At 53.3% G+C, this 13,961-nt stretch carries 11 protein-coding genes; 3 read left to right on the plus strand and 8 right to left on the minus strand.

From position 1 onward, the window contains the following. Positions 1-4: 4 nt before the first annotated feature. The 3 genes from hslU to NHM04_RS07740 all read left to right on the plus strand — a co-directional run bounded on the left by hslU (position 5) and on the right by NHM04_RS07740 (position 2,460). Positions 5-1,321 (plus strand): ATP-dependent protease ATPase subunit HslU, encoded by a 1,317-nt coding sequence (gene hslU, locus NHM04_RS07730; RefSeq protein ID WP_254266406.1) that lies wholly within the window; start codon positions 5-7, stop codon positions 1,319-1,321. An 8-nt stretch (positions 1,322-1,329) separates the two neighbouring features. Next, a complete protein-coding gene (locus NHM04_RS07735) occupies positions 1,330-1,704 on the plus strand; it encodes a gamma-butyrobetaine hydroxylase-like domain-containing protein (RefSeq protein WP_254266407.1) in 375 nt (124 codons plus the stop codon). 75 nt (positions 1,705-1,779) lie between these two features. After that, positions 1,780-2,460 carry a hypothetical protein gene (locus tag NHM04_RS07740; RefSeq protein ID WP_254266408.1) on the plus strand — a complete coding sequence of 227 codons (681 nt, stop codon included), beginning with the start codon at positions 1,780-1,782 and terminating at the stop codon, positions 2,458-2,460. 30 nt (positions 2,461-2,490) lie between these two features. On the opposite strand, the gene NHM04_RS07745 is transcribed toward NHM04_RS07740, so the two are convergent. The 8 genes from NHM04_RS07745 to glnE all read right to left on the minus strand — a co-directional run bounded on the left by NHM04_RS07745 (position 2,491) and on the right by glnE (position 13,954). Continuing rightward, the gene (locus NHM04_RS07745) at positions 2,491-3,477 is read right to left on the minus strand and encodes a glycosyltransferase family 4 protein (protein WP_254266409.1); all 987 of its coding nucleotides are present in this window, start codon (positions 3,475-3,477) and stop codon (positions 2,491-2,493) included. Between the two features lie 157 nt (positions 3,478-3,634). Then, positions 3,635-5,068, minus strand: coding sequence for a bifunctional D-glycero-beta-D-manno-heptose-7-phosphate kinase/D-glycero-beta-D-manno-heptose 1-phosphate adenylyltransferase HldE (gene hldE, locus NHM04_RS07750; RefSeq protein ID WP_254266410.1), 1,434 nt, complete (start codon positions 5,066-5,068; stop codon positions 3,635-3,637). Between the two features lie 11 nt (positions 5,069-5,079). Further along, positions 5,080-6,852, minus strand: coding sequence for a lipid A export permease/ATP-binding protein MsbA (msbA, locus tag NHM04_RS07755; protein ID WP_254266411.1), 1,773 nt, complete (start codon positions 6,850-6,852; stop codon positions 5,080-5,082). A gap of 22 nt (positions 6,853-6,874) precedes the next feature. Then, complete coding sequence (locus tag NHM04_RS07760; protein WP_254266412.1) at positions 6,875-7,648, minus strand: glycosyltransferase family 2 protein; 774 nt, start codon at positions 7,646-7,648, stop codon at positions 6,875-6,877. Continuing rightward, complete coding sequence (locus NHM04_RS07765; RefSeq protein ID WP_254266413.1) at positions 7,641-8,765, minus strand: O-antigen ligase; 1,125 nt, start codon at positions 8,763-8,765, stop codon at positions 7,641-7,643. Before NHM04_RS07765 ends, NHM04_RS07760 begins: the two co-directional genes overlap by 8 nt. A gap of 213 nt (positions 8,766-8,978) precedes the next feature. Beyond that, a complete protein-coding gene (gene waaF / locus NHM04_RS07770) occupies positions 8,979-10,046 on the minus strand; it encodes a lipopolysaccharide heptosyltransferase II (protein WP_254266414.1) in 1,068 nt (355 codons plus the stop codon). Between the two features lie 3 nt (positions 10,047-10,049). Next, a complete protein-coding gene (locus tag NHM04_RS07775; RefSeq protein WP_254266415.1) occupies positions 10,050-10,979 on the minus strand; it encodes a branched-chain amino acid transaminase in 930 nt (309 codons plus the stop codon). A 59-nt stretch (positions 10,980-11,038) separates the two neighbouring features. Beyond that, entirely contained in the window at positions 11,039-13,954 is a 2,916-nt protein-coding gene (gene glnE / locus NHM04_RS07780; RefSeq protein WP_254266416.1) for a bifunctional [glutamate--ammonia ligase]-adenylyl-L-tyrosine phosphorylase/[glutamate--ammonia-ligase] adenylyltransferase, read from the minus strand. Between the last annotated feature and the right edge of the window lie 7 nt (positions 13,955-13,961).

Raw genomic sequence — 13,961 nt, forward strand, 5'->3', positions numbered from 1 at the left:
TTTTATGTCCAGTATGACCCCACGAGAAATCGTGCACGAACTCGACCGTTTTATTGTCGGCCAACAGGACGCCAAACGCGCTGTTGCCATCGCCCTGCGCAACCGCTGGCGCCGTATGCAGGTTAACGCCGATTTACGCAGTGAAATTACACCCAAAAATATTTTGATGATTGGGCCCACCGGGGTAGGCAAAACCGAAATTGCCCGGCGCCTGGCCAAACTGGCAAAGGCCCCTTTTATTAAAGTGGAAGCCACCAAATTTACCGAGGTCGGCTATGTGGGCCGCGACGTCGAATCCATTATTCGCGACCTGGTTGAAAGCGCGATCAAAATGCAGCGCGAACAAGCCATGAAACGGGTGGAAGTACGCGCCGCCGAGGCCGCCGAAGAGCGGGTTTTAAACGCACTGCTACCCAAAGCCCGCGGTGAAACCGACTCCGAGTCCGGCGCCAACACCCGCCAGGTATTTCGCAAAAAGCTGCGTGAAGGCGACCTAGACGATAAAGAAATTGAAGTAGACCTGTCTGCTAACCCTGTCGGCGTAGAAATCATGGCGCCTCCGGGTATGGAAGAAATGACCAGCCAGCTACAAAATATGTTTTCGTCCATGTCCAGCGGCAAAACGCAAACCAGCAAAATGACAGTTAAGCAGGCGCTAAAAGCACTGCAGGAAGAAGAAGCCGCTAAGCTGGTCAATCACGACGATATAAAAAGCATGGCCATCGAATCGGTTGAGCAAAATGGCATTGTGTTTATCGATGAAATCGACAAAGTAGCCAAACGCGGCGAAAGTGGAGGCGCCGATGTTTCGCGCGAAGGCGTGCAGCGCGACCTGCTGCCGCTCATTGAAGGCTGCACCGTCAGCACCAAGCACGGTATGGTAAAAACCGACCATATATTGTTTATTTCTTCCGGCGCCTTCCATTTATCCAAGCCGTCAGACTTAATCCCCGAGCTACAAGGGCGTCTGCCTATTCGGGTGGAGTTGAGCGCGCTGTCGCCGGATGACTTCGAACGCATTCTCACCGAGCCCTCGGCCTCACTCACAGAACAGCACCAGGCGCTGCTGCAAACCGAAGGGGTGGAGATTGAATTTACCAAAGATGGTATCCGTCGCATCGCAGAGACAGCTTACGACGTCAACGAGCGCACCGAAAACATCGGCGCACGCCGCTTGCACACCTTACTCGAACGCCTGCTGGAGGACATTTCATTCGATGCCGGCAGCGCCGACAGCCGCTTTGTGATAGATGCCAGCTATGTGGAAAAGCATCTGGGTGAGCTGGCCCAAAACGAAGATCTCAGTCGCTACATTCTCTAGGAGCTGCCGTGCAACCACCACGCAAGATAAAGCTGCACCGCGATACTGCCGAACTGGAAATCCAGTTCGGCGATGAATCTTATCGCCTCAGCGCGGAGTTCTTGCGCGTTCATTCACCCAGCGCCGAGGTTAAAGGCCACGGCCCTGGGCAGGCGGTTTTGCAACACGGCAAAAAAGACGTTGCCATCACCTCGGTAGCGGCCGTCGGCAACTATGCCATCGGACTTACCTTTAGTGACGGTCATGATTCTGGAATTTATACCTGGGAGCACCTGAAGGATTTCACCAGCCATAAAGAGGCCTATTGGCAGCAATATCTCGACGCGCTGAATAAAGCCGGCCTCAGTCGCGACCCACATACCAGTGCGGTAAAACTGGTTTAAGACAGGCATTTCGCTTTTTGCGCTGTGCATCCGTTATAATGCGGCGCTACATTCATACAGCCAGCGTAATACTGCATGTCGGACCTTCCCGCCCAACCTCTTCGCTATTTACTTCGTCTCGCACTGTTATTGGCAGGCCTGCTCGCAATTATCACCTACTACTTTCTTGCGGGTGACGAAGCCGCCCAGCGAGCTGCTCAGGAAGGTGGTTTGATAGACCTGTCCTCTGCCCTTGGCTATTTTATTTGCGCCGGGTTAATGGCCATTGTCGGAGGCCGGCACGTCATTAAACATCATTACCCTCTGATTCTGTCACTGCTATTGCTGGGCATGCGCGAGCTCGATTTTGACAAACGCTTCTCGACCTACGGCGTTTTCAAAAGCCAGACCCTTCGCTCTGCCGATGTATCCTGGCTGGAAAAAGGCCTGTCCTTGGCCATAATCCTGGCCGTGCTCTGGCTGTTGGTGGTCTTGATTAAACGCTACACCCGCCCATTGTGGTCCAGCGTCTGGCGCTTTGAGGCCGTCTCACTGATTACCGGTTTCGGCTGTGGCATGCTGGTATTGGCGCGCTTACTAGACGGCATTGCGAGAAAGCTTTCCCGGTTGAATATTGCGTTTTCTGAACATCAGGAAATTCTTACCACCATTACCGAAGAAGTACTCGAGCTGGGCGTCCCGCTGTGTTTTATTTTGGCGTTTTTTGCCTACTACCGAGTCTACCACCCGGGTGCGCAGCAAAAACAAATGCAATAATTTCCCCGCAAACAGCTCTCTAAAAACCAGTTAACGGCAGCTGGGCTTCACGTAGAAATTCAGTCGCTCGGCAATCGCTTCAGAGCTGTACATCTTTTCAACGGTTAATCTAGCCTGCTTTCCTAATCGCGCTCTGCGTTGAGGGTCGGCCACCAATTCCTTCAGCAGCGTTAAAGCTTGCTCAGAAGTATCAAACAGTAGGCCATTCACATCATGCTCGATCCAGTCTGCATAGCCGCCGTTGCGATGACAAACCACAGGCAAACCACAAGCCATAGCTTCGATCACGACACGGCCAAAAGTTTCGACTACTTGGTCACTGGTTCTATAATAGAAAATATCCAGACTTTGAAGAAACTCCGCTGCATCAAATTTACCAGCAGGCCACAAATGAACCCCAGGCGTGCGCTGCAAACTCTTGAGACACGCTCCCCCCTGCAGATAACATGGCACTTGCATAGCAGCCAAAGATTGGTAAATAGCGAGATCCTCGGGGTGATGCTTATCAACCGTATCACGACTTATGCGGCCTACTCGCACTGCTCGCGAAGTTGGCTTGGGCTTAGGCCAAAAACGTTTTATATCAATAGGAGATGGATGGACCTGAGCCTCTATACCCAAGTGCTGACACTGAAACTGGGAAATTGCCACATATTCAGGTTTAGGCCAGCGAGGGGGCACCTTGGCCGTATGCGTCAATAAACCTGGAAGAAGAGTGTTGTATATATAAATCAACCTTTGCGGTGGCTTCGCGAGCCATGGCCAGCACTTACCACGCCAATGGGTACCGACAAAAATATAATGCCCGCCATCGGGCATGTAGCTTGGAATAGGCCGGGTACGACGCAACTTAAATTCGCTTACAAGCTCATGTGAGCCTCGCGAAGAGGCAGCCCATAATGTCGTCTCTGCAATATTAGACAAGGCTTGCGACAAGCCTAAGGTTTCTAGCTCACTGCCACCATAGGGTGAGTGAAACGCATTGAATAAATGCAACTTGAGAGGAGAAAGCTCCATGAGTAACAACAACTCCCTACTAAATAATACCGCCTGCTCATAGCATAACGCTGCTCTATGAACAGATTATTGAAGCGTGATTTTAGTGAACTATGAACACAAAGATGCCGCCGCATCATCTCACGCGGCAGCTCTGACCAAACATTGAAGGGAAAGTTTACTCTTCGCTTTTTTGATTAATGCGCTTAATAAGACCCGTGGTAGAACAGTCATCCAAAAACTGAAGCACCTGTACCTGACCACCATAGGCGCGCACAATTGGGGCACCCACTACCTGCTCCTCAGTATAGTCGCCACCTTTTACCAATACATCGGGCTGTAGTTCTCTCAATAACGCTTCAGGGGTGTCGTCAGCAAAGCTGACCACCCAATCCACAGCTTCCAACCCGGCCAAGACTGCCATTCGCCTATCGACAGGATTAATAGGACGCGAGGGTCCTTTGAGTCGCGAAACTGATTCATCGCTATTTATCGCCACAATTAATCTATCCCCAAGCGCCCGAGCCGACTGTAAGTATCCGACATGCCCTGCGTGAATAATATCGAAGCAACCATTGGTAAAAACGACTTTTTCACCTTTGCTTCGCGCTTCTTGCAGTGCAATTCGCAGCTGCTCTTGAGAGACAACACCGCGTTCAACGCCTTGCTCAGCCTGAACGGCAAGGCGTAGCTCCGGTCCGCTGATGGTTGCCGTTCCCAGCTTACCTACAACCATGCCTGCGGCGAGATTAGCCATGCCCACCGACTCCGGCAGGCTATAACCTGCGGCGATAGAAGCGGACAGTACCGCAATCACAGTGTCTCCTGCGCCCGTCACATCAAAAACCTCACGGGCGCGTGCGGGCAAGTGCAGTTCGGGCTGAGCTTTACGCAACAACGTCATCCCCTGCTCGCCCCGGGTGACCAGCAACGCTTCTAAATCTAAGGTGGCCATCAATTGGTTGGCTTTATCGACTAGCTCCTCTTCACTAGTGCAGCTACCGACTACCGCTTCGAATTCGTGCAAGTTTGGCGTCAATAACGTCGCACCCGCGTAACGAGAGAAATCAGTGCCCTTGGGGTCAACCAGCACAGGAACACCGAATTGCCGCGCAGTTTTGATCAACGCCTGGCAGTCACCCAATGAGCCTTTGGCATAATCTGACAACACCAATACATTGACAGTTTGCACCAGTTGCTGCAGCTTTTGTTGATGCTCGCTACAATCACTGTCGGAAAAAGTTTCTTCAAAATCCATTCGCAACAATTGCTGGTGGCGGCTCATCACACGCAGTTTGGTGATTGTGGGTTTATCCTGCGAAATTTGAAATTGTGTCGACACACCGGCCGCCTGAAGCTGTCCGACTAAAATGTCAGCCGCCTCGTCCTGCCCCACTACACTAATCAGCTCCGCCGATGCGCCCAATGCCGCCAGGTTAAGCGCCACATTCCCCGCACCTCCAGCGCGATCATCCGTTTGCGATACTTTAACCACAGGCACCGGCGCTTCGGGAGATATACGTGAAGTTCCGCCATACCAGTATCGATCAAGCATCACATCGCCAATCACCAAAACCCGCGCATTGTCGTATCTGGGTGTAGAAAGATGCATAGCATAAAACCTTAAAGTGTCAGTGAATCGGATTGTGTGGCACTGTGCAAACGTGCGTAGTGGCCCTGTTTGGCCATTAGCTCAGCATGTGTGCCTTGCTCGACAATACAGCCATCTTCCAACACCACGATCAAATCGGCTTTTTCAATAGTCGACAAGCGGTGTGCGATCACGAACGTAGTTCGCCCCCGCGAAACCGTATCCAATGCTTGCTGAATATAGCGCTCAGATTCGTTATCCAGCGCCGAAGTTGCCTCATCTAATATAAGAATTGGTGCGTCTTTTAAAATCGCACGGGCAATGGCGAGCCTCTGTCTCTGGCCGCCGGAAAGTTTGGCACCGCCTTCACCAATAAAAGTGTCGTAACCCTGCGCAAGCTGTTCGATAAACTCATCGGCATAGGCTAACTTGGCAGCGCGCTGAATATCCTCTGCGGCGGTTTTATGCAAGGCGCCATAGGCGATATTGGCGGCCACGGAATCATTGAATAAAACCACCTGTTGAGTCACCAAGGCGATTTGCGAGCGCAGGTTCTGCAACTGAAATTTACGAATATCCGTGTCATCAACGGTTATGTCACCGCTAAAGCCGCTGTAAAAGCGCGTCAACAGGTTCACCAAGGTAGACTTACCGCTGCCAGACTTGCCCACTAGGGCGACAACTTTGCCCGGTTCAACTTCTAAATCTATTCCTCTTAGCGCTTCGCGCTCACTGCCTTGATAAGAAAAGTGTAAATTGCGCACAGACACCTTGCCGCGCACACGTTCTGGAGCATAATCGCCGTTATCTTCTTCCGGCTTTTCATCCAAGACCTGAAAAATACTGTCGGCGGCCGCTACACCTTTTTGAATCACTGGCACCATTTCACTAAGTTGGCGCATGGGCTTCAACACCATACCCACCGCCAAAAAATAGGCCACGAAGGCGCCTGAGTCCTGTATCTGCATCTGCCCTAAAGCGACCCAAAGTAAGCTACCCATAGCGAGTGCTACCAGGATCTGAATCAAAGGCGTGTTTAAGGTAGAGGTCAAAACAATTTTTAGGTTCTGTAAATAGTTGCGCCAGCTGGCCTCAGTAAACCGCTGTTTTTCATACTCCTCGCCACCGAAACTGCGCATTACCCGGTAACCATTTATCATTTCTGAAGTCACTTGGGTTATGTCTCCCATGCTGTGTTGCACTTTGGTACTAAGGCGACGCAGCCGTTTTCCAACATAACCCACCAAAGCGGCGATCACTGGCACTACCGCCATCATCAGGAGAGTCAGTACCCAATCTTTATAAAACAGATAACCGAGTAAAGCGATCACCGTGGTGCCTTCGCGAATCATGGTTTTTAGCGCTTCGGTAGAGGCTGTGGTGACGTTATTAACGTTGAAGGTAACCAGCGACATTAATTGCCCTGAGTCATTGCGCTCGAAATACTCGCCCGGCAGGTAAACCATATGACTGAACAATTGCACGCGCAGGGTATCGACAATGCGGTAGGAAACTTTGGCGATAAAAAAGTTACCCAAAAAGCCACCAAACCCGCGCACCGCGATAATGCCAATAATAATCAGCGAGGGCATCCATAAAGGGCCGCGATTTTCTGATTCGATAAAATTCAGCAAATATTCCATGTACTGAGCCATGGCAGGCTGCGATGCAGAATAAATGACAAAGCCTATAACGCTGATTAAAAAACTCAGCCAATGGGGTTTAACATAGCGAAGCAGACGCAAGTAAACCGTTAGCGAAGCGGTATCGGATGATGAGTTGGGCGAGCTTTTTGTAGCACTCATGGGCTCTTACCAAAGTTTTGATTCACGAAGAGGCGCGGGTGCGCACCCATAGATCAGCGTATTTCACAAAGGTGGCGTGAGACATCACCAGAGCAATCAGCAGCCCCTGCCCACCGTCGAGAAAACCGCGTTTGAGAATGTACATACGCAAGAAACAGGATAGACCGTGTAAACAGGCTGACCAAAGCGATCCTTTTTTCCCTTGCTCGTGCCGGGCTATGGCCCACTGCTCGGAGTAAAGCGCAGATTTTGTAACTAAATGACGCACACTGTTGTAGACATAATGCAACAAGTCGCCCTGTAAACGCTTCACTGGCAACTTATTAGGGTTTTGCAGACGCTCGTGCACCCTGGTGTTATCAAATCCCGCACTCAGGCGGGGATACAAACGCGGAATCCAGTCGGGGTACATATCGGTATGACGCATGTAGCGACCAAAACACCAGCTGAGGCGATTTACCTCATAAATACAGTCGTCGCTCTCTATTGCGTTCAGTATTTCACGCTTTAACGGCTCACTGACGCGCTCATCGGCATCAATGCACAAAACCCAATGCCCTCGCGCCAGCGCTTGAGCGCGCTGGCGCTGCACTCCAAACCCCTGCCAATCAGCATTCTGCGTGACCCGCGCCCCAAGGCGCTCGGCTAAAGCTTGGGTACCATCACTACTGCCAGAGTCGAGCACAACAATCTCATCGGCAAAATCTAATGATTGCAAGCAAGCCTCAAGCTTGTCTGCTTCGTTCTTTACGATCAGCACAGCCGACAAGCGTATTTCAGAGTCCACTTCAGGCATAAGCCTCGCCGACCTCCCGTTGCTGGGCACAGCGCATATAGCCCCACGCCGCCACCAACATAAACGCGTACAAGGTGACACCGCTGTTGTGGCGCAAAAAGGCCTGGGTAAGGCCGAATAAAACCACAGAGACCACTAGTATTATGCCGGACATGGCGAACGCCTTGGCTTCAACTTGAGAACGCTTCATGCGTAGGGCTTCACTGCAGAAAAGCGCAAGTGGAACGGTATAAATAATCAGTAGTGCCAGTAAACCCAATACTCCGCGTTTGACTGAGACATCCAGCACATCGTTATGGACGTGGGAAAAGCGACTCACACCTTCGCGTACCTTACTATCGTCAATGCGTTGCATCATTGGCTCGATGTAGCCTTCCTCGCCCCACCCTGCGAGAGGCTTTTCATCAATCAAAGTAGAAGCCGAGCGCCACATTTCCAGGCGCAAGCCCACTGAGCGGCCAACACTTTTGCCACTCAAATATTGAGCGGTTTCAACCGCGCCCCGGTTCACTCGCTCCTGCACGCCCGTTTGGGGAATTAAATATAGCGCCGCCAAGAATGCCAGGGCCGTCGCACAGCTGGTGTACAAAACGCGGCGCGGCAGATGGCTGCGCAGGTTAAAAAACAATATCAACACGATTGCCGGAAAGGCCAGCCAGCCGCCCCGAGCGCCCGACAATACAGATGCCAGAATACCCAGGGTCGCTGCCGCGGCCAATGCCAACACCCAGTAGCCACTGCAGCTCTGTCGCTTGGCCCAGCCTAAACCGGCCAGGCACAAACCACTCATCAAAATCGATAAATTGCCAAACTGAATCGGATTCATCAAACCAAAGGCCCGCTCGCGGTGCTCCATCAGCACTTGTATTAGTGCGTAAACACCGGCCGAAGAAGCCCCAATAATCAGTCCCACCCACCAAAACTTTACTAAGGGACGACAACCGAGAATGGCGAGTAAGGCCCCCACCGCCAACAGATATCGGCTCGGCTCTTCGTAGTAGCGTGACGACGCGCCGTGAATCAAATTTACGGTGCAATTCAACACAAAGCACGCCAACAGTGCGCCAATCATAATGGCGTCTTTACGGTTCAGTCCCAGCGCCGGGCGCTTTATCAACAGCCAGGGAACTCCCGCTAGAAAAACCAGGGCAGGCCCATAGGAATATCCACTGGGCAACACAAAGCAAAGAGCGCAGCTTATCGCGATGCAAAAGGACAAAAAGAGTCGAAAGCGCCCGTTGTCTGCGTGAAATCCAGCAGCTGTCATAAATTAATATCCAAACCTAAAAGATAGCCCCGCTCCGCGCATTGTCTCCTATGCACGGCCATTTTACTGAGCACTACTCATGTTACTTTCAATAACAGAGCCCTTGTTATCCGCCAGCAATCGGTCCAGCTGCGCCAACACTGCAGCTGGAGGTAAATCATGCAGGCACCTTTTATGTCCCAAGGGGCACTCGCGAGCGAAACACGGCTGGCAATCTAATGTTAGCGATGCCGTTGCCACAGCGTCACCTAAAGGCGGTGTAAAACCGGGTGAGGTAGACCCATACACCCCCACCAGTGGGAGCCCCAGTGCTGCAGCAATATGCATCAGCCCCGAATCATTGCTCACTGCCGCAGAGCTGAGGGACATCAAATCTATAGCATCTGCCAAGGTCGTTTTGCCGGCCAGAGAGACCACCGGCGCATCAGTAGCCAGCAATTGAGCAATCTCTGCAGCCACAGGCTGATCTTTTGCCGAGCCGAAAATCCAAACCTGCCAGCCTCGGGCGATCATCTGCTTGGCGACTTCGGCATAGTGAGGCGCAGGCCACTGTTTGGCCGGGCCAAACTCGGCGCCGGGACACAGTGACAGCACAGGTTTTTTCAGGTTGACTCCATAGCGCTCCCTTAGCGACTCAACACTGTCTTGCTGCGCCACAAGTCGAGGCTCGGGAGGCTTGGGTAGATAAGCGCCCGGCGCATAGGCCAGAGCGGTAAAACGCTGCACCATCAACGGATAGCGTATGGGGTCCAGTTTACGAATGTCGTTGAGCAGGCCATAGCGCATCTCGCCGCGCCAACCCACCCGCACAGGTATGCCGGCAAACGCAGGAATCAACGCAGACTTAAGTGAGTTGGGCAGCACATAGGCTCTGCTGTAATTGTGCTTAGCCAAGCTGCGAGCCAACTGCCAACGGGCTTTAAGCATTACCTTGCCATGGCCCACGGGCATATCAATGCTCGCGGCGACCTCAGGCATCCGCTCGGTAATAGGGCGACTCCAGGCTGGGGCCAGCACGTCGATGGCCGCGTCGGAATATTGCTGGCGCAACACTTTAAACAGCGACTGCGCCATTACCATATCGCCCACCCATGATGGGCCGACAATCAATATCCGTTCGCTCGCGGCCACGAATTACCCTTTAACCGGTGCCAACCATGCTTTGTGCTGAGGCAGCCGGCCTTTTACCGCATCGAAATACAAGCTCTGTAATTCAGTGGTAATAGGACCGCGCTTACCTTCGCCAATGACCCGGCCATCCAGCTCGCGGATAGGCAGGACCTCGGCCGCAGTACCGGTAAAGAACACCTCATCCGCCACATAGACTTCATCGCGGGTGATGCGCTTTTCTTTTACGGTATAGCCGCATTCAGCTGCCAGAGTAAAAATCGTGTTGCGAGTGATGCCGTCCAGGCAGGAGGTCAATTCGGGGGTATAGATAATGCCGTCACGAATCACAAACACATTTTCGCCACTGCCTTCGGCGACATAACCTTCGTTATCCAGCAGCAAAGCTTCTTCACAACCGCTGTCCAGGGCTTCTTGCAGCGCCAGCAGCGAGTTAATGTAATGACCATTGGCCTTGGCTTTACACATGGAAATATTCACATGGTGGCGAGTGTAACTTGAGGTACGCACCTTAATACCCAAATCACGGGCCTCGGGCGACATATATGACGGCCAATTCCAGGCCGCAACCATAACGTGTACACGCAGGTTATCAGCGCGTAAACCCATGCCCTCAGAACCATAAAAAGCCATCGGACGCAGATAACTCTCGTGCAGGTTATTTTCGCGCACCACCAGTTTTTGCGCTTCATTGAGCACGTCTTTTTCATACGGCAACTTCATACGCATGATGTGCGCTGAGCGGTACAAGCGGTCGGTGTGCTCTTGCAGGCGGAAGATGCTGGTACCATCTTCGGCGGTCTCATAGGCGCGCACCCCTTCAAAAACGCCCATGCCGTAATGCAGTGTGTGGGTCAAAACGTGCACGCGGGCGTCACGCCAGGGCACCAGTTCGCCATCCAGCCATATTACGCCGTCGCGATCGGCAAATGACATAGCCAACTCCTAAATAAAGTCTCAATGTAGTCTGGGATTATCGGTTTGACGGCCAGCTCTTATGGGGCACCGGGGTTGAGCAACAGCTGCTGCCACATCGCGGTTACCTGTTTGCGCTCGGCGGCAAACACATCTGTACCTTGCAAAACCGCCTGCTGGTGCTGTAGCGCCAGGCGGTGTCCGGTGGATCGATAAGCCTTGTAGGCGTCGATCAGTTGCAATACCTCGGCAGCGGGTAGCAAGGCCTCTCGCTCCAAGGTTTCCAAAATGCGTATATTATCCGTATACCGGGTCAGGGCAGGCGCTTTGTGGGCCCACGCCAAAACCGCGTATTGAACCATAAATTCAATATCGACGATACCTCCGCTATCCTGCTTGAGGTGAAATTCCTCGCTGCCGGCGGCAGTGCCGAGATGGGTGCGCATCTTTTCGCGCATTTCGATCACATCGGTACGCAGTTTTGCCAGATCGCGCTGGCGCTGCAGTACGCCGTCGCGCACCCGGGCGAACTCGGCCGCGAGACTTTCATTACCCGCAATGGCCCGCGCCCGCACAAGTGCCTGATGCTCCCAGGTCCAAGCTTCATTTTCCTGGTATTTGGCAAAGGCGCCTATAGAGGCAACCAACATACCCGAGTTGCCCGATGGACGCAGGCGCATATCCACTTCGTAAAGCTGGCCGGAAACCGTCTGGGTATTAAGGATATGAATAATGCGCTGTCCCAGGCGGGTGTAGAAGGTGAGATTGTCGACCGACTTTTCCCCGCCGGTCGCTCCGCCGGTCCAGGTGTTGTGCAAAAACACCAAATCCAGATCTGAGCCGTGCCCCAGCTCAATACCGCCGAGCTTGCCATAACCGATTATCGCCAATTCAGGCTCGCGGGCTTCGCCGCCGCCCTCTTGTGCAGGAAAACCGTGGCGCGCCACCATTTGCTCCCAGGCGAGCGCCAACACATGCTCGAGAATGACCTCGGCAATATAGGTCAGGTAATCACTGACCTTCATCAACGGCAATGCACCAGTGACTTCACTGGCGGCCACACGCAGGGCGTGGGCACTGCGGAAATAACGCAGCGATTCCATATGCCCTTCCAGATCATCCCATCCCAGACGCAGCAATTCACGGCGCAACTCATCACGCAGCTCGTCTTTATCCGGCGGCGAGTAGAGGCTTTCGGGGGTAAGCAACTCATCCAAAAGTATCGGGTGCTGCGCCAATTGATCCGCAATCCAGGGACTAACAGCGCTTAACTGCACCAACTGACTCAAAGCGGTGGGGTTTTCCACCAACAGCACCAGGTAAGCACTGCGGCGCACAACCGCCTGCACGAAGGGCATAATCCGCTTTAGCGTGGCGCCCCGGTCTATCTCATCTTGTGCCGCGACCGATGCCAGCAGCCGAGGCACAAAGGCATCGAGCCGAGTTCGGCTAGAGGCCTGCATCGCCAACACCTGACGAGAAGTTTTTAACTCCTCCTGCCACTGCATAACCGCCTGCGGATCAGCGAACGCCTGATCGGCCAAAAACTCTACTGCCTCGGTCTCGGCCAAGCTGCCATCCCACAGTCCCAGCCAGCTGGCGAGCTCGGCATCATCCACGCCGGATTCATTGTCCGGATCGGCGATAACCTGCTGAAACTCTTGATTGACGCGACTGCGGTGTGCACTTAAGGCCTGATAGAACTCATCCCAGCAGGCAAAGCCAAGCATAAACGCGAGGCGTAGCTGACCGGCTTCATCCATCGGCAGAGATTGGGTCTGGCGGTCTTGATAGCCCTGAATCGCGTGCTCGGTGTTGCGCAGAAAAATATAGGCCTGCAACAGGGCTTCCCCGCTACCGGCGGGCAGGTACTTCTCTTGCTCCAGCAACGGCAAGAGTTTACAAACCTGACGCTCGCGCAGGGCCATCTCTTTACCGCCGCGAATTAACTGAAACAGCTGCACCACAAATTCGACTTCGCGAATGCCTCCCTCGCCGAGCTTGACGTCCAGATCCATACCCTTGCGCTGCACCTGACGCTTGATCAAGCCCTTCATATCCCGCAGCGACTCAATCACACTGAAATCCACGTACTGGCGATAGGTAAAAGGCGCGAGCATTTGCATCAGCTCATCCGCCGCTGCTTCACCACCAGCACTCCAGGCCACGGGCCGCGCTTTGATCATGGCGTAGCGTTCCCAATCCCGCCCCTGCGATTGATAGTAACCTTCCATGGCATCAAAATTTTGCACCAGCGCGCCGCTCTGACCGTGGGGACGCAGACGCATATCCACCCGAAAAACAAAACCATCGGCGGTTTGTGCATCCAGCGTTTTAATCAGCTTTTGCCCCAAACGGACAAAAAACTCCTGATTGCTGAGGTTTTTGCGCTCGCCGTTGGTTTCACCGGCTTCGGGGTAGGCGAATATCAAATCAATGTCGGACGAAACGTTCAGCTCACGGGCGCCAAGCTTGCCCATGCCCAGTACCACCATGGCCTGAGCCTGGCCCGAGTCGCGGCCCACAGGCTCACCAAAACGCGCCGTCAGCGCGCGATGGTGCCAGTTGAGGCACCCTTGAATCACGGTATCTGCGAACGCTGACAGCTCTGCCGTTACCTCAGACATCGAGGCCAAACGATTCAGGTCCCGCCAAATAATGCGCACCATGGCACGGTTGCGCGCAAGCCTCACCCGGCGATCGAGTTCAGCGTCGTCTTCGGCGCCCTCTAAGGTCTTTTGCAGTGCAGCCAGCTGCTTTTCGCTCTGCACCGTAAATAAATCCCCGGTTTCTACCAACGACTGCAAATGCTGTGGATTGCGGGCGCAGGTTTGCGCGATAAATTCGCTACCGGCGAGAGCCAGATCCAGCTGTTGTGAAAACACCTCAGGCGCCTTATCCAGTAAAGATTGCAAGTCACAGGTTTCGGCTAACTGCTCGCGATGGCGTGCCGCAACGGCGGCCAGTGCTTCTGGCAGGGGACGATTTTGATTCATAGACATT

This window comes from Gilvimarinus sp. DA14 (genome assembly GCF_024204685.1).
In the GTDB taxonomy this organism is placed as follows: domain Bacteria; phylum Pseudomonadota; class Gammaproteobacteria; order Pseudomonadales; family Cellvibrionaceae; genus Gilvimarinus.